16 protein-coding genes and 1 pseudogene are annotated in these 17174 nt (G+C 57.6%); all 17 read left to right on the top strand.

The window, feature by feature from the left end; translation table 11 throughout:
* The first annotated feature begins 11 nt into the window (after positions 1 to 11).
* A complete protein-coding gene (locus EV294_RS23825; RefSeq protein ID WP_132311401.1) occupies positions 12 to 1418 on the top strand; it encodes an oligosaccharide flippase family protein in 1407 nt (468 codons plus the stop codon).
* The gene (locus EV294_RS23820) at positions 1415 to 2656 is read left to right on the top strand and encodes a polysaccharide pyruvyl transferase family protein (protein ID WP_132311399.1); all 1242 of its coding nucleotides are present in this window, start codon (positions 1415 to 1417) and stop codon (positions 2654 to 2656) included. Before EV294_RS23825 ends, EV294_RS23820 begins: the two co-directional genes overlap by 4 nt.
* Positions 2653 to 3792 (top strand): glycosyltransferase family 1 protein, encoded by a 1140-nt coding sequence (locus EV294_RS23815; RefSeq protein WP_132311397.1) that lies wholly within the window; start codon positions 2653 to 2655, stop codon positions 3790 to 3792. Before EV294_RS23820 ends, EV294_RS23815 begins: the two co-directional genes overlap by 4 nt.
* Positions 3782 to 5146, top strand: a complete 1365-nt coding sequence (locus EV294_RS23810; RefSeq protein ID WP_132311395.1) for a hypothetical protein — start codon at positions 3782 to 3784, stop codon at positions 5144 to 5146. The genes EV294_RS23815 and EV294_RS23810 overlap by 11 nt, the downstream gene beginning before the upstream one ends.
* Entirely contained in the window at positions 5121 to 5801 is a 681-nt protein-coding gene (locus EV294_RS23805; RefSeq protein ID WP_132311393.1) for an acyltransferase, read from the top strand. The genes EV294_RS23810 and EV294_RS23805 overlap by 26 nt, the downstream gene beginning before the upstream one ends.
* A gap of 193 nt (positions 5802 to 5994) precedes the next feature.
* Positions 5995 to 7320: a glycosyltransferase family 4 protein gene (locus EV294_RS23800; RefSeq protein WP_132311391.1), complete on the top strand. Its 1326-nt coding sequence runs from the start codon at positions 5995 to 5997 to the stop codon at positions 7318 to 7320.
* Positions 7317 to 8363, top strand: coding sequence for an NAD-dependent epimerase (locus EV294_RS23795; protein ID WP_132311389.1), 1047 nt, complete (start codon positions 7317 to 7319; stop codon positions 8361 to 8363). Before EV294_RS23800 ends, EV294_RS23795 begins: the two co-directional genes overlap by 4 nt.
* Positions 8360 to 9424, top strand: a pseudogene (locus EV294_RS30770) (glycosyltransferase family 4 protein); the annotation flags it as partial. The gene EV294_RS23795 and the pseudogene EV294_RS30770, both read left to right, overlap by 4 nt.
* Before the next feature lie 114 nt (positions 9425 to 9538).
* The gene (locus tag EV294_RS30765; RefSeq protein ID WP_279513603.1) at positions 9539 to 10159 is read left to right on the top strand and encodes a sugar transferase; all 621 of its coding nucleotides are present in this window, start codon (positions 9539 to 9541) and stop codon (positions 10157 to 10159) included.
* A complete protein-coding gene (locus EV294_RS23785) occupies positions 10156 to 10857 on the top strand; it encodes an acetyltransferase (protein WP_347813058.1) in 702 nt (233 codons plus the stop codon). The genes EV294_RS30765 and EV294_RS23785 overlap by 4 nt, the downstream gene beginning before the upstream one ends.
* Before the next feature lie 236 nt (positions 10858 to 11093).
* Positions 11094 to 12269 (top strand): DegT/DnrJ/EryC1/StrS family aminotransferase, encoded by a 1176-nt coding sequence (locus EV294_RS23775; RefSeq protein ID WP_132311383.1) that lies wholly within the window; start codon positions 11094 to 11096, stop codon positions 12267 to 12269.
* Entirely contained in the window at positions 12256 to 13152 is an 897-nt protein-coding gene (gene galU, locus EV294_RS23770; RefSeq protein WP_132311381.1) for a UTP--glucose-1-phosphate uridylyltransferase GalU, read from the top strand. The genes EV294_RS23775 and galU overlap by 14 nt, the downstream gene beginning before the upstream one ends.
* A gap of 1 nt (position 13153) precedes the next feature.
* Positions 13154 to 14497 carry a UDP-glucose 6-dehydrogenase TuaD gene (gene tuaD / locus EV294_RS23765; protein WP_132311379.1) on the top strand — a complete coding sequence of 448 codons (1344 nt, stop codon included), beginning with the start codon at positions 13154 to 13156 and terminating at the stop codon, positions 14495 to 14497.
* 156 nt (positions 14498 to 14653) lie between these two features.
* Complete coding sequence (locus EV294_RS30545; RefSeq protein WP_207918186.1) at positions 14654 to 15502, top strand: hypothetical protein; 849 nt, start codon at positions 14654 to 14656, stop codon at positions 15500 to 15502.
* A 109-nt stretch (positions 15503 to 15611) separates the two neighbouring features.
* The gene (locus EV294_RS23755; RefSeq protein ID WP_132311377.1) at positions 15612 to 16091 is read left to right on the top strand and encodes a GNAT family N-acetyltransferase; all 480 of its coding nucleotides are present in this window, start codon (positions 15612 to 15614) and stop codon (positions 16089 to 16091) included.
* 3 nt (positions 16092 to 16094) lie between these two features.
* Positions 16095 to 16562, top strand: coding sequence for a GNAT family N-acetyltransferase (locus EV294_RS23750; RefSeq protein WP_132311375.1), 468 nt, complete (start codon positions 16095 to 16097; stop codon positions 16560 to 16562).
* Between the two features lie 86 nt (positions 16563 to 16648).
* Positions 16649 to 17104, top strand: a complete 456-nt coding sequence (locus tag EV294_RS23745) for a hypothetical protein (protein ID WP_243711772.1) — start codon at positions 16649 to 16651, stop codon at positions 17102 to 17104.
* Positions 17105 to 17174: the final 70 nt, after the last annotated feature.

The following is a 17174-nucleotide window of genomic DNA, read 5'->3' as shown; positions in this document are numbered from 1 at the left end:
GAGTGTGCAGCATGAAACTCGGCATCAAGGAGGGCAGCGCCTCGAGCGCAAGCACGGGCGCAGGCTCTATTCGAACGCTAATCGCTTCGCGGCTCGGCCGGGGAGGAGGCGCCAGCTTCCTGATCAACTCCGTTGGGATGGGATTGGCAATGCTGCTGCAGATTGCGCTGGCCCGGCTGCTTGGCGTACAGGATTACGGCATATACGCGTTTGTAACGACAGTGGTTACGTTTATGGTTTTCCCGGCGAAGCTTGGCTTTGATACCGCAACGGTAAAGCTGGTCTCCGCCTATCGGGTGAAAGGCGACTGGCCGTTAATCAAAGGGCTGCTTCGCCGAAGCAATCAAATTGGCTTTACGCTATCCGTTCTGGCCGCGCTTATCGGCATAGCCGTTGTTGCTCTGATGGACTGGGGCAGGGGCGGAACAGGCGGAAGCGAAGCTCACGCCAAGACGATTGCTTATATCGCCGGCTTTGCCGCGATTCCGCTTCTTACTCTCGCTACCTTGCGCCAAAGCGCGCTGCAGGCGATGAAGGACGCGTTATTCGCGCAAATGCCGGAAAAGATTATCCGCCCGGTACTGACGATTGGGTTTGTCGCGGCGCTTGGCGCTGCCGGCGTGAAGCTTGGAGCCGCGATGGCGCTGCTCTGCTTCGCGATAGCAACGGCCGTCACGTACGTGATTGGCGCGATTGTGCTGAAGAAGCGGATTGGCCCGCAGACGGCTGCGGTCAAGCCGAACTATGAGACGCGCGGCTGGCTGCGATTATCATCGTCGTTAATGATTAATGCCGGCATGTATTTGATTCTTGGACAATTAAACGTGTTAATGATGGGCTTTATGAGAGGCGAGACCGAGTCGGGGCTCTTCTCGGCAGCGGTCCGGCTGGCCGTCCTGGTGTCGTTTATGCTGACCGCCGTGAATATGACGGCATCGCCGCTTGTATCCGAAAAGTATGCAAAAGGCGATATGGCCGGTCTCCAGCGGGTATGCCTCCGCACGGGACGGATCGGATTTGCTTTCGCGGCGGTTGTGTTTGCTTACTTCGTCGTGCTTGGCCATTGGACGCTGGGACTTTTTGGTCCGGAGTTCACGAAGGCCTATCCGTCCCTGCTGATTCTGGCCTTCGGCCAACTGTTCAGCGCTTATTGCGGGCAGAACGGCACCGTCGCTACGATGACCGGACGCCAGAACGCGCTCACCAAAGTGCTGATCGCTGCCGCGGTCGTGAATGCGGCGCTTAATGCGCTGCTCATCCCGGCAATGGGGATGCTTGGCGGAGCTCTCGCCTCTACCCTGTCGATTATCGTCTGGAACTCGGCGGCCGTTCTGCTCGTCAGGCGCAAACCGGGCGTTCAGACGCTTGCATGGGCGCCAAGCCTGTCATTCGCAAGAAAGAGGGGGAATTACTCGTGAAGAAAGTATTGCTGGCGGGGGTTCCGAAGTCGCCGAATTTAGGCGATGGCCTCATCGCTTATACGTTAAACCGGATTATCTCCATGCGCGGCAAACATCAGGTTATTCATTTCGACCTGCTTGACGGCCGCTGCGATCAATCGATGCCGATCTACTCGGCGCGGGGCGGCCTGCATTACGCGTTAGCCGGCCCTCCGGCTTCGGCGGCCGTGCATTATGCTTCGGCACCGGCCGTGAAGCTGAACAGCGCCGGCTCGAGCAAGAAGATGACGCCGGATGCGCTCCGGCGCCTGAAGGCTTATTGGATTCACCGCAGCAAGAACGAGAAGCTGAACCGGGAGCTGCAGCAGGCAGTAGAGGAGTCGGAAGCGGTATTTATCGGGGGCGGGCATCTGCTCATCGATACGTATTGGACGTTTCCGCTGGCCGTCCGCCGCGTAGCGGAGGAAGCCAAGCGTCAAGGCAAGCCGCTTCATATTCTGCTTGTTGGCGCGCGCGGGCCTTGGAGCACGCAAGCCAAACGCTGGCTGCTTGGGGCTTGCCGGTATGCAACATCGATCGCGGTGCGGGACGAAGACTCGCGGCGTTTCCTGCTTGACCTTGATCCGAAGCTTGCGGTCAAGACGGTTACTTTAGCCGACCCGGCGCTGTTCACGCCGGAGGCCTTCGGCCTGACGGAGGCGGCGGCGGGACAGGAAAAGCCGGGGAGACGAAAGGTTGGCCTTGGCGTCATGGATCCGCATGAAATGAACCGTCACTGCGAGCTCCGATGGGAGCGCGAGGCTTGCGCCGATTGGTGGCTGCAGGCGGCGAAGGTCGCGATTGGAGCGGGGCATAGCGTAAGCTTCTTCACCAACGGCGCGGCATCGGATAACGCCTTTGTCGAGGAGTTCGTGAAGCCGCGCCTGGCTGGAGTGAAGGGTGTCGAGTTCACCCCGTATCCGACAACGGTAGAACAGCTGGTCGGCACGATTGCCGCCTGCGACACCGTTATTGCGCAGCGGCTCCACGCCTGCATTCCGTCGCTTGCAATGGGCAAGCCGACGTACGGTCTGATCTGGGACCGGAAGCTTGAGAATATTTTCGCCGATCTTGGCATGAAGAGCCAGCTGATCGACTTCCGCGAGAGCAGGCAGCAGCTTGCCGCGGCGGTGGACGGCCGGATGGCGGACTCTGGACCGGCCATTGACGCCAAGAAACTGCAGCTCTATGAACATATCGGGAGAATACTGCCATGAGCCATACCAAAATCAAAGTGCTGCATGTCGTTGGACGCATGCATCCCGGCGGCATCGAAACGCTGCTGATGAATGTATACCGGAACATTGACCGGGACAAATACGAGTTTCACTTTGCCGTACAGTCGCCGGAGCCTTCCTTCTACGATGACGAGATCCGGGCGCTTGGAGGAACCATCTTTGTACAGCCGCCGCCAAAGGACGGAATCCGTTCCTTCCGCAAGCAGCTGACGGCCAACATGAACAAATACGGTCCTTACGCCGCGGTGCACAGTCATGTATTCGGCTTCAGCGGGTACGTGCTTAAGCTGGCGGACAAGCTGGGCGTGCCGGTACGGATCAGCCATAGTCACAACACAAGCGACAGCAAGTCGACTTCGCTGGTTCGCAATCTGTACCGTTCGTATATGCGCAGCCTCATCAGTCGGCATTCCACGAATATGCTGGGCTGCTCGCGGGCGGCCTGCGAGTCGCTTTTCGGGGACGGCTGCTGGAAGGACGGGCGCGTGGACGTGTTCCCGAACGCCATTACGCTGGCTCCTTACGAGTCGCTTGTCCGGCAGAACCGCGAGGAGCTTCGCCGCCGCTTCGGCGCGGCGGAGGATGAGCTGCTGATTGGCCATATCGGCCGGTTCAGCAAGCAGAAGAATCACGCGCTGCTGCTGGACAGCTTCGCAAGCCTGGTGAAGCTGCGCCCGAAGTCCCGTCTTCTGCTCTGCGGCGACGGACCGCTGAGGGCGGAGATGGAAGAGAAGGCGCGCGGACTTGGCATAGAGAGCAAAGTCAACTTCCTGGGCCTCCGCAAGGATGTGCCGGAGCTGCTTGGCGCGCTGGACGCCTTTGTCCTGCCGTCGCTATACGAGGGACTTGGCATCGTGCTCATTGAAGCGCAAGCTGCCGGCGTGCCTTGCCTGATCTCCGAGACGGTGCCGAGGGAAGCGGATTTGCGAATCGGCTTGATCGAGCGTCTTGCGCTGAACGACCCGCCGGAGCGCTGGGCGGAAGCAATGGCCAGCATCGGCGAGCGGAGAGCCCTAAGCGGCGGGGATTGGGAGGAAAGAGCGGCTGCGCTGGGCGAGCGCGGCTACGATATCCGCGTAAGCGCGGAAAAGCTGGAGCGTCTGTATGCAGGCTGACCGTTTAGTCGATACGCGGAAAATCATGCTTGTCGGTTATTCCGTCCTGCTGATACTGACGGCGAAGTGGGCTTTTGCCGCGGATGAGAGGCTTTCGCTTATTCTTTACAGCGGGCTGCTGCTGCCGTTCTTCGTGCTCATGCGCTGGCCGAATGCGCCGGTGCTGCTGATGGCGAGCTTTACGGCTACGCTGGCGGGCAAAGCGATCTACGCGGCAACCGTTAATCCGCTGGCCGGTCCGGACGAGATCCACTATTACGAGCAAGTGACCACCTTCGAGAAGCTGTCGCAATTTATGCCGTATGCCATGGAGCAAATTCAGACCAGCTGGATGAACATTTCCGCGTACCCGGTATTCGGCCTGCTGTACATGCCTTTCTTCAAATGGCTGGAGCTGGACGATCCGCTGGCGATTATTTTGTTCAACACGGTGCTGCTCATTCTGATCGTCAACAGCACGTACAAGCTGAACGCAAGCCGCTTCGGGTACGAGCTTCCGGATCCGGAGAACGCGAAGCAGCCTTTTGTCATCGTTTCGGTAGTCGGGTTAATGCTGAGTCCGTCGCTGATGTACATGTCCTCCTTGTTCGCCAAAGACATTACCTGCGTATGGCTGGGGCTGCTTGGGGCCCTGCTGCTCGTCCGCAAGAGATGGCTGCTGTTCATTCTTGTCATCCTGTACGCGACGGGGCTGAGGGATTACGCGATTATCTATACGCTCAGCTTTTACTTCTTGTATACCCAGAAGGTCCGCACTTCCATGTGCGTCATGGCTGGAGCGGCTGGTCTCTTGTTCCTGCAAATTGGGCCGCTTGGCATCATTAACGCTACGATGCTGTCGATTTTCCTGTTTCTCAGTCCGAATCCGATCAACTTCAGCAACTGGGAGCCGGAGCTGCTGCTTCGCACGCTGGAAGCGGTGTTTATGGGCATTATCCTGATAATTTCGGTCTATCAGGCGATCGTCTACAAGGAGACGAGAAAGTTTTATCTGATGGCGGCGGCATTGATCTTCACCTATGCCTGCACGCTGGTGCTGGTCGGTTATGTCACGATTACGGGCCGCGAGCTGGACTATGGCGTCGGGACGATCGGGGATAACATGGTGCGCAAGAAGCTGCCGGTACTTCCGATTCTTTATACGATTGCTGCCTACGCCATTATGTGGTGCCGCAAAATCTTTATTCTGAAACATCGGAAAATTCAATCTTTAAAGACTAAACAAGACCGCGAGCTGAAGCAGCAAGAGGCTGCTCGAGTGCCGGCTGGAGGTGCGGCAGCACCTGCTTGGCATGATAGGCTTGCCGGCGGAAAGGGGGCGCAAGCGCATGGCGGAACAAGAACAACGACGTAGGGCAGGTGAATGGACGGGAGATCGATTGGAACGGAGTGCGGTCCATAAGACGAAAAAAAGAGGACGAGACCAGTTCGGCCGGTTCCGCGGCCTTCTGCGTATAGCGGAGGCCATGCTGAAGCCGGTGCCAAGGCCGCTGCTGCAGTGGATGTGGGTCTTAAGCGACTGGCTGCCGGATTTGCCGGGCGTCGCGATGCGGTACGTCCTGCTGAGAAGAATGGCGAAGCGCTGCGGCGACAATGTGTTAATCGGGCGCTCGGTCGAGCTCCGTTATCCGGAGCGGCTGGTCATCGGCTCGAATGTAAGCATCCATAAGCAATGCTACATCGATGCTTACGGCGGACTGATCATCGAGGATGAAGTATCGATTGCGCATCAGTCTTCGGTTGTGTCGTTCCAGCATACCTGGAACGATCCGTCGCTTCCGATCCGCGACAACCCGGTGATGGGCTCGGCTATTCGGATCGGCCGCGATGTGTGGGTCGGCTGCGGCGTGCGCATCCTGGCCGGCGTCGAGATTGGCGCCCGTTCGGTTATCGCCGCCGGCGCTGTCGTGAACAAACCGGTCGCGGCAGGCACGCTGGCGGCCGGCGTACCGGCACGCTCCGTGAAGAGCATCGGAGCGGTGACGCCTCCCGCGCCGGAAGGCGCTTAGGGCGCCATAGGCATTAGGCGCTGGAGAAGGCGCCAAAGCCGGCAAGTATTTAAGGTCCTTAAGGGACCTTAAGCTGCGGAAGTAGCAGCTGGTTTGGGTCGTTAAGGTCCCTAAGGGACCTTACGGTAATGTTGGATCCGCCCGAGGCGGCATAAACCGCCGCCGGGCATTAGAAATAGAAGGAGGGAAAGACATGAACGTGCTGTGGGCACATGACCATACGTTTTATTTTAACGAATCGGGGAAATTTTTCTCCGGCGGCAAGCTGCCTTATGCGGTATGGGAAAGGTATCTAGGCGTTTTCGACCGGATTACGGTTGCGGCCCGGGGCAAGAAAGCATCCTCGGATGAAGATATGGCGGGCAAAACGCTGTCGAGCGGACCTAATGTGGATTTTCTTGTACTTCCGTCCCTGAGCAATCCGGTCAATAAAATGACGAAGCGGGGCTACATCGAGCAGCTGCTGCAAGAAGCGATCGGCAAAGCTGACGCCGTTATCGCTCGCGTGCCAAGCGAAATCGGAGCCGAAGCGATTCGGGTTGCGCGCCAAATGGGCAAGCCTTATGCGGTTGAAGTCGTAGCTTGCGCCTGGGACGGATTATGGAATTACGGCAATCTGCAAGGCAAGCTGTACGCGCCGTTCTCGCTCAGCCAGACGCGGGCGATCGTGAAGGACGCGCCTTATGCCCTGTATGTGACGGAGCGGTTCCTGCAGCAGCGTTATCCGAATATTGGAGGCAAAACGGAATCCTGCTCCAATGTGGAAATTCCGGAGCCGGGCGACGAAGTGCTGACACGCCGGTTGGAGCGTCTGCAGGCGATGAGTCCGGATTCGCCCATGACGATTGGGCTGATCGGCTCGCTGAACGGCCGCACGAAAGGGATCGACATTGCCCTTCGCGCCATTGCCAAAGCGAAGCAGCAACTGCCATCAGCCAAGTTCCGCGTGCTTGGCGACGGGGACCCGGCACGCTGGCAGGCCATGGCCGAAAAGCTGGGCATTGGAAGCATGGTTTCTTTCGAAGGCGTACTGCCAAGCGGCGGGGCCGTATTCGAATGGCTGGATGGCATCGACCTGTATCTGCAGCCAAGCTACCAGGAAGGACTGCCGCGGGCCACGATTGAAGCGATGAGCCGGGGATGCCCGGTGCTTGGATCTACGGCAGGCGGCATTCCGGAGCTGATCCACGAGAGCTGCCTGCATCGTCCGGGCCAAGTCGGCCAGCTGTCCGAGCAGATCAAACGCGCGACGTTTGACCGCAAATGGCTGAAGGAGCAGGCAGAGGAGAACTTCGGCAAGTCGAAGCAATTCACGAAGCAGCGGCTTGATGCGAAGCGGCAGGCGTTCTGGCAGTCCTTTGGCGATATGGTGAGACAAGGGGCTTTGCAAGATTCGGTAGCGGAAGCCGCGGCCGCGGCGGAACAAGTTCTTCCGGACACAACGGAGCAAAACGAGACCTATACAGGCAGCGAAACAACAAGCACAAGCGAGAGCAGAGAAAGGGTGGGGGCTATATGACGATTTTGGTGACGGGAGCAGCCGGATTTATCGGCTTCCATTTGAGCGCGAGATTGCTGAAGGAAGGCAAACGCGTCGTAGGGCTGGACAATTTCAACGATTACTACGATGTGCAGCTGAAGCGGGACCGCTGGTCGCAGCTGGTCGCTTCGCCGTCCTTCAAGGGAGCCGAGCAGGATTTGGCGGATTACGAAGGTCTGCTGGCGCTGATCCGGGAGGAAGGCGTTACGACGATCGTTCATTTGGCGGCTCAGGCGGGCGTGCGTTACAGCCTCACGAATCCTTTTGCTTATCTGGAGACGAACCTGCAGGGCTTCGGCCATGTGCTGGAAGCGTCGCGGCAGGCGGGCATCAAGCATCTGGTCTACGCTTCCTCCAGCTCCGTGTATGGCGCCAACGTCAGCATGCCGTTCTCGGTCAGCGATAACGTCGACCATCCGGTCAGCTTGTACGCGGCAACGAAGAAATCCAACGAGCTGATGGCGCATGCCTACAGCCATTTATATAACCTGCCGACAACGGGGCTTCGGTTCTTCACCGTATACGGTCCATGGGGCCGCCCGGATATGGCGTACTTCAGCTTTACGCAGAAAATTATGGCCGGAGAGCCGATTCAGGTGTTTAACGAAGGCAAAATGCAGCGCGATTTCACGTATATCGACGACATTGTCGAAGGCATTTACCGTCTGCTCGACCGCGCGCCGCAGCCAAACGCGGAGTGGGATCGCGTCGATCCGGATCCGGGCACGAGCTATGCGCCTTACAAGGTGTACAACATCGGCAACAACAAGCCGGTTGAGCTTATGGCGTTCATCAACACGATCGAGGATAAATTGGGGCGCAAAGCCGTTATGGAGTTCAAGCCGATGCAGCCGGGCGACGTAACAGCTACCTATGCGGACATCGACGGACTGATGGCGGATGTGGATTTCCGTCCGGAAACATCGATTGAGGAAGGCATCGGACGTTTTGCCGAGTGGTACAAGTCCTATTACGGCGCCCATTCCGACCTGGAAACGGCGGTAAAGGCGGCGGGACAATGAATCAAAAAATAGCCCATATCTGCACCTCCGGCATCAGCCACAAAATTATGGGCGACAAGCTTCGGCTGCTTCAGCAGCAGGAAGGCGTACAGGTAACCTTCATCTCCTCTCCGGAGGGTGTAGACGCGGAGCTGATGAAGGAAAAAGCCTACCCGTTCGAATGGAAGCTGCTCCCGATGGCGCGGTCCATTCAACCGGTTGCCGACCTGAGGTCGATCCTTGCGATGTATAAGCTGTTCCGCCGGGAGCGGTATGACATTGTGCATACCCACACGGCCAAGGCCGGCCTCATCGGACGGATTGCGGCGAAGCTGGCAAGGGTCCCGGTTGTTATTCATACGAGCCACGGATTGCCGTTTTATGAAGGGCAGCCGAGGAAGACCTATTGGTTATACAAAATGCTGGAGAAGTTTGGCGCGGCATGCTGCGATGCGCTTGCGTCGCAGAACGAGGAGGATGCCGGCGTGCTTCGCAAGCTGGCGCCTTGGCGGCCGGTGTTCGTGGAAGGCAACGGAGTAGACCTTAAGCATTTGGACGAACTGGCAGGTAGCGTTACGCCGGAACAGACGGCGGCGCTTCGCAGGAAGCATGGAATCGACCGGGAGGAAAAGGTGCTGTTTATGGCGGCGCGTTTCGAACCGGTGAAGGACCATAGCCTGCTGCTTGATGCTTTATCGGAGCTCAAGCGGGTTGGTGCGCTGAACTGGGTAACGGTACTGGCCGGACAAGGCCCGCTGGAGGCGGAGATTAAGCTTCAGGCGGAAATGGGCGGCCTCGAGGACGATGTGCTGTTCGTCGGTCAGCAATCCTCGATTATTCCTTGGCTGGTCATGGCCGATGCCGTAACGCTCACCTCGGAAAAAGAAGGCATCCCACGCTCCTTGATGGAGGCGATGGCGTTAAGCAAGCCGGTAGTTGCCACCAAGGTGCTGGGCACGCGAGAGCTGGTGGCGCATGCCGAGACCGGATTGCTCGTCCCTTACCGGGATTCCATGCAGCTGGGCGAAGCGCTGGCGGCGATGATGAACACGCCGGAAGCAAGGAAGCGGATGGGCGATGCGGGACGACGGCGGATAGAAGCGGCGTTTACGGAAGCCCGGGTAGTCGAGCGTCTGATGCGGCTGTATCGCAGTACGAAGGTCCAAGTGGATCGGAGCCGCGGACTAGGGGCTAGGCTGAATGCCTTCGGCAAGCGCTTGTTCGATCTGATTGCCAGCGTACCGGCTGCGTTGCTGCTGTCGCCCGTGATGCTGGTCGTAGCGCTCCTGGTGAAGCTGAAGCTGGGCTCGCCGGTATTGTTCAAGCAGCAGCGTCCGGGCAGGTACGGCAGTCCGTTCTATGTGCTGAAGTTCCGCACGATGCGGGATGCGTACGACCGGTTCGGCCAGCCGCTGCCGGACGAAGCGCGGCTGACGTCCTTCGGCAAGCTGCTGCGCAAGCTGAGTCTGGACGAGCTGCCGCAATTATTCAACGTGATTCGCGGGGATATGAGTCTGGTGGGGCCTCGGCCGCTGCTGATGGAATATCTCCCGCTCTATACCGAAGAGCAAGCGCATCGCCACGATGTCCGTCCGGGCATTACGGGCTGGGCGCAGGTGAACGGCCGCAATGCCGTCTCCTGGGAGGACAAGTTCAAGCTTGATCTCGCGTACGTGGAGCGGCGAAGCATCTGGTTTGATTTTCGCATATTGGTACGGACTGTGGGGAAGGTGCTGAAGCGCGACGGAATCTCGAGCGCGGGACAGGCCACCGTTCAAAAATTTACGGGAAGCAGAGAAATGGGGAATGCATCATGATTAGCGGTCATACGGAGCAATACCGGGTAATGGAGGAGCCGGCAAGACGCCCTCTCATCGTTGTGGGTATGGGTGGACATGGCCGGGTGCTGATGGATATCGCCCGGGTATCTCAGACTTACCGGTTGGCGGCAGTCCTCGACGACCGCTTCTCAGGCGTCGAGCTGCGAGGCGGCCTGCCGTATGGTCCAATCGCGACGCTGAAGCATTTTCTCGCGGATGAGCCGGGCATGCACGTGGTGATCGGCATCGGCGACAACCGGACGAGACGGGCCATCGTTGAGATGCTCGCTCTGCCCGAGTCCTCTTACGCCGTGCTGGTTCATCCCGCGGCGGTTGTCGCGGAGGATGCGCACATCGGACTTGGCGCCGTGGTGATGCCCGGCGCTGTCATCGGCCCGGGCGCCGTAGTTGGCGCGCACGCCATCATCAACTCCGGCGCGGTCGTCGAGCATGACGCGCTGGTCGGCCCGTTCGCGCATATATCGCCGAACGCGACCATGGCCGGCGCCGCCTCCGCCGAGGAAGGCGCGCATATCGGCAGCGGCGCGGTGCTCATCCCGCGCATCCGCGTCGGCAGCTGGTCCGTGCTTGGCGCGGGCGGCGTCGCCGTCCGGGACATCCCCGGCGGCAAGACAGCAGTAGGCGTTCCGGCACGGGTCGTGCCGCCACGCCTCAGCGTGGAAAAGGCGCTGTAGGACTGCGCGAATGAGGCGGTATAAGGCCGAAAACAGCCTTGCATGCACTAGCCGCCGCCATGGCAAAAGCACCGCCGTAAGGCGGAAATCCCCTTACGGCACATCCCGCGCCGCAGCTTCGCCGCTGGCGGCGCAGCAAACCAAAATCAAGCGCGCGGCGCTGCCAACGCGAGCCGCGTGCACCACATAGCCCGCCCTGACAGAGGCGGGCAGCACAAAGAGGAGCTGATCGCGACGTGAACAACAGTCGAATCTATTTATCCCCGCCGCATTTGGGAACGCGGGAGCGCGAATACGTAGAGTTAGCCTTCCGCACGAACTGGATCGCGCCGCTTGGTCCCAATGTCGACCAGTTCGAGCGCGAGCTGGCGGAGAAAGTGGGAGCGAAGGGGGCAGTTGCGCTGTCCTCCGGCACCGCGGCCATCCATATGGCGCTTAAGCTGCTGGGAGTTGGACGCGGCGACCGCGTTTTCGTCTCCTCGCTTACGTTTATCGCAAGCGTGAATCCGGTGCTGTACGAAGGCGGCGTGCCGGTCTTCATCGACTGCGACGCCGAGACCTGGACGATGTCGCCGAAGGCGCTCGAGCGCGCCTTCGAGGAAGCGCATCGCAACAAGCAGCTGCCTAGAGCGGTTATCGTCGTTCACCTGTACGGGCAAAACGCCGACATGGACGCCATCAACCGGATTTGCGCCAAATACCGCGTGCCGGTCATTGAAGACGCAGCCGAATCCCTGGGCACCACGTACAAAGGCCAATCCAGCGGTACCCATGGCAAATTCGGGATCTACTCCTTTAACGGCAATAAAATCATTACCACCTCCGGAGGCGGCATGCTGGTCTCCGACGATACCGCGGCATTGTCGAAGGCGCGCTTCTGGGCGACGCAGGCCCGCGAGCCGCAGCCTCATTACGAGCATGCGGAGCTGGGCTACAACTACCGTTTGAGCAACGTGCTGGCGGGTATTGGCCGCGGACAGCTGGAGCTGCTCGACGAACGGGTAGATGCACGCAGAGCGGTGTTTAACCGCTATAAGCATGCTTTTGCGGATATCGAAGGCATTGCCATGATGCCCGAAGCGGAATACGGCCGCTCTACCCGCTGGCTGACGACGATGACGATCGATCCGATTATCACGGGCTGCACGCCGGCCGATCTGTTGGAGAAGCTTACCGAAGCCAATATCGAAGCGCGCCCGGTATGGAAGCCGATGCACCGCCAGCCGCTTTTGCAATATTACCCGTACTTCCCGCATGAGCCGGGCAGCAGCGTGTCCGACACGCTGTTCGAGCAAGGCATCTGCCTGCCGTCGGGCTCCAGTCTCACGTGGGATGAGCAAGACCGCGTCATCACCTGCATCAAACAAACCATTCAAATGAAATCGAGGAGGATGTCCCATGAAAGTGCGTAAAGCGATAATTCCAGCTGCCGGTCTCGGCACCCGATTCCTGCCTGCAACGAAGGCTCAACCGAAGGAAATGCTGCCGATCGTGGACAAGCCGACTATCCAATATATTATCGAGGAAGCGATCGCTTCCGGCATCGAAGACATTCTGATCATCAGCGGCCGCGGCAAGCGGGCGATCGAGGACCATTTCGACAAAACGTTCGAGCTGGAGGACATGCTGGCCAAGAAAGGCAAGACGAAGGAGCTCGAGCAAATCCGCGGCATCTCCGAGATGGCGAACATTCACTACATCCGTCAAAAAGAGCCAAAAGGCCTCGGCCACGCGATCTGGTGCGCGCGCAGCTTTGTGGGCAGCGAGCCGTTTGCCGTCCTGCTCGGCGACGATATCGTACAGTCCGAGGACCCTTGCCTCAGCCAGCTGATCCGCGTCTATGACCGCTACCAGTCTTCGGTTGTTGGCGTACAGCGCGTTGCCGACGAGGATGTATCCAAATACGGGATTATCGCTCCTCGCGGATCGTCGATCGAGCCGTCGGTCTTTTTCCTGGACGGTCTGGTGGAGAAGCCTTCGAAAAAAGCCGCTCCTTCCAACTACGCGATTATGGGCCGTTACGTCCTGTCGCCGGAAATCTTCGATATTCTCGAGCATCAAACCCCGGGCGCGGGCGACGAAATTCAGCTGACCGATGCGATCAAGAAGCTGAACGACCAGCGCAACGTGCTTGCTTACAACTTTGAGGGCGTTCGTTACGACGTGGGCGACAAGTTCGGTTTTATCAAAGCGCAACTCGACTTCGCCCTTCAGCGCGATGATCTGCAGAAGGATGTGCTGGGCTACCTGCAGCAAGTGTACGAGAAGCATTTTATTACGAAGGCGGCGAACTAACATGCGGAAAATTACAGTAATCGGTACCGGATACGTCGGTCTTGTCTCGGGCACTTGCTTTGCCGAGGTAGGTAACCGGGTCATCTGCTGCGACGTGGATCAGCGCAAAATCGACCTGCTCAATAGCGGTGTCATTCCGATCTATGAGCCGGGTCTCGAAGAGATGGCGCTTCGCAACAAGGAGCAGGGCCGCCTGCTCTTTACGACCGAAGTAGGCGAAGCGATCGAAGCTTCGGATATCGTGTATATCGCGGTTGGCACGCCAATGTCGGAGACGGGCGAAGCGGATATGCGTTACGTCATGTCGGCGGCGAAGAAAATCGGCGAGCATCTGAACGGCCACAAAATCATCGTGAACAAAAGCACCGTGCCGGTCGGCACAGGCGAGCTTGTGCGCGAGGTTGTTCAGGCGAACAAGAAGTACCCATGGACCAGCTTTGACGTCGTGTCCAATCCGGAGTTCCTTCGCGAAGGCACGGCCTTGTCGGATTGCATGAACATGGACCGCGCCATTATCGGCTCGGACAATGCGGAGGCGGCGGAGAAGATCGCGCAGCTGCATGCGCCTTTCAACACGCGAATCTTCAAGACGGATCTGGAAAGCGCTGAGATGATCAAATACGCGGCGAACACGTTCCTCGCGACCAAAATTTCGTTTATCAACGCCATCGCGAACATTTGCGAGAAAGTCGGCGCCGACGTTGAAGACGTAGCAAAGGGCATGGGCATGGACAGCCGGATCGGCGAAAAATTCCTTCAGGCCGGCATCGGTTACGGCGGGTCCTGCTTCCCGAAAGACACTTATGCTTTAGCGCATATCGCGGACAAGTCGGGGTATGATTTCGAACTGCTGAAGTCCGTTATCAAAACAAATCATCGCCAGCGTTTCGTTGTCATGGACAAGCTTCGCGAGACGCTTGGCGGACTTGCGGGCAAGCAGATTGCCGTGCTTGGCCTGGCATTCAAGCCTAACACGGACGACATGCGCGAAGCGCCTTCCTTAAGCATTATTCCGGAGCTGCTGAAGCAAGGAGCGGTTGTTCGCGCGTTTGATCCGATTGCAGCCGAAGCGGCAAAGAAACAGCTGCCAGCGGAGGTCGCTTATCTGGAGTCGGCGGAGCTTGCGGCAGCGGGCTGCGATGCTTGCGTGATTTTGACGGAGTGGAATGAAGTACTGACCATGGATTTGGCGAAAGTCCGCGACCGGATGAAGCAGCCGATCATCATTGACGGACGCAACAGCTTTGATCCGAAGGTTATGGAGCAGCACGGTTTTGTTTACTATTCGGTGGGTCGCCGTCCGGTTAATCGCCATGAGGCGGAGCGCAAATCCGTGAATTTGTAGGGAAAGCCTTCGGTGAACCTCTAACGAACTGCTAATCCTGATCTCGAAAGGGGGTGAGCGCTTGAATGAAAGTCCGCTTCGGCCGGGCGGATGGAGTGCAGGTTTACCTTATAAACGAAAATACAGGAAATGCAGAAAATGCAGGAGGAGGAAGGTATGAAAAAGAAATTCCGGGCGCTGATAACGCTGGCTGCTACGGCTTTGCTTGTGCCGGCGCTGATCGTGAACGCTTCGAGCGCGGCAGCGGCATCCAAAGCGCCAACAGCTGCCGTTAACGCGAGCTTTTTCTCGCAATCGTCGTTCCAGCCGCTTGCCAATACGTTCATTCAGAAGGTTATTCAGAACTTTGCGCAAGAAGTGCAAAAGGCAGTGGAGAGCATTCAGAACGGCAAGGGCAACAACGGTAAAGGCAACAGCGGCAACAGCGGCAACAACGGCAACAACGGCAACAACGGTAACCACGGCAACAGCGGCAACAACGGCAACAACGGCAACAACGGCAACAACGGCAACAACGGCAACAACGGCAACAGCGGCAACAGCGGCAACAACGGCAACAACGGCAACAGCGGCAACAGCGGCAACAACGGCAACAGCGGCAACAGCGGCAACAACGGCAACAACGGCAACAACGGCAACAACGGCAACAACGGCAACAACGGTAACAACGGCAACAATGGCAATAACGAGAAAAAAATCCAACAGGTGTACAATGACACTTCCGCGAAGCTGTTCCAGCTGCGCAACCAGTGCCAGGCTGGCCTGACGGACATCGCGGTTGAGTTCACGACGTTAACGTCGACGCATGAGAAGACGGAATTGTACAAGACGGGTACCGCTGCGTTCAATAGCTGCACTAGCCAGTACAAAGTGATCATGGACGACGCAGCTGCAAAAATCGTTGCTCTTGGCGGCGAGCCTTCGATCCTTGAACCGATGCAAGATCGTTATCAACAAGAGATCATCGCAGGCCGTGCACAGCTTAACGCTATCGTAGGCAAATAATTTTATTCGCCTAGCAAGAAGAACCGCGCAATCGAGGAGATCCTCTATTGCGCGGTTTTTTCTATCCTCATTTCGGATTATAATAGGTACGGAAACGGAGGTTGTCAGCATGATCATCAGAGAGCTTCAGGAGAAGGACAACGCAGCCATTGAACGCGTCATCAGAGAATGCCTGATCGAGTTCGGAGGCAATCGGGAGGGGTTGGCCTGGGCCGACGAGAGCCTGAGCCGCTTGTCCGACTATTATAATCGCGATGGCAGGGCCTATTGGGTCATTGAGCAGGACGGAGAGGTTGTGGGCGGCTGCGGAATTGCGCCTTTTGCCGACTCGGAGGAAGTTTGCGAGCTGCAGAAAATGTATCTTTTCCCGGCGGTACGCGGTACGGGCATGGCGGCAAAGCTGCTCGATACGGCGTTAACCTTTGCCCGGCTTCATTATAAACAGTGCTATCTGGAAACGCTGCAAAATATGCATGCCGCTAACCGCTTTTACGCCAAGCACGGCTTCGAGTCGCTGTCTGCGCCGCTAGCCGGATCGGAGCATTTTGCCTGCGATGCCTGGTATATTAAAGGTCTGGAGGGTGTTTAAACGATGCGTCTCAACATTCGGTTCGTCCCCGTTGAACCAGCCGATCTCGACACCGTTCAGGATATTGTGAATTCGAATACCGCCTATAATCTCATGGAGAACGGTCGCCCCGAGCGCTCTCGCGAGGAGCTTCTTGAGCAGCTTTCTCCAGACCAGCACAGTCTGCTGATTCGGCTGGATGGCCGTGCTATTGGGTTGTTGCAATACTTGGACGAGAATCCGAAGGATGGTTACCCATGGCTTGGCCTTCTCATGATTCACGACCGGCTGAAAGGGAAAGGCTACGGCAAGGCTGCTTACGCTTCCTATGAGCAGCGGCTTAAGCAGGAAGGGAAACAGTCCGTACGCATCGGCGTTATTCCCGAAAATGAACCCGCCAAACGGTTTTGGGGCTCCTTGGGATTTCAATATTATGCGACCAAATTGGCCAACATCGGCATTGAGGTTGATTGCTATGAGAAGGCTTTATAAGTGAGCAGGCGGAAACCGTCTGCTTTTTTGTTTTTATTTGGAAACTTTTAGATGCGGTGAACGTCCTATTTATAGGAGGTGGGGATTTGCGGAGGTTAGTATATAGTCTGTTCTTGGGCATGATCTTCCTGCTAAGCGCATGCGGCCAGGCGGAAGAGGTTCGGCATATCGAAGCTTTTGGCATTGAAGTCATGGAGCAGAATGCGGAAGGACTGTATGAACCAGCGGGGTTTAAGAAAGTGAATTCCATCATGACGACAAAGGCAGACAAGAATTATACGAGGGTGGAGCTGAAGTCGGTTGAAGACTTCTACGATACGGGAGGCAAGTACGTCAAAACCGTCATTACGCACGAACAGGGTTATAAGTCGAACGTACTGGATACCAAGGATGGATTTCATCGAACGGAAGAGCTTCACGAGCCGTCAACGATTCTGATCCCCGACGAAGACGCCGAGAGCTTCCGGGGAGATCAATTGTCCGGTGAAGAGCTCGAGCAATTAGAGAAGCATGTTCAGTCTTTCATGAAGCTGGTTGATTAAGCAGGCGAATTCGTCTGCTTATTTTATTTAGGCCAAAACCGTTTGCTCCTCCCGGAAGTCTAATAAGTAG

Source organism: Paenibacillus sp. BK033, from assembly GCF_004345425.1.
Lineage (GTDB): Bacteria > Bacillota > Bacilli > Paenibacillales > Paenibacillaceae > Pristimantibacillus.
This window is presented reverse-complemented; position numbering and strand designations above follow the sequence as displayed.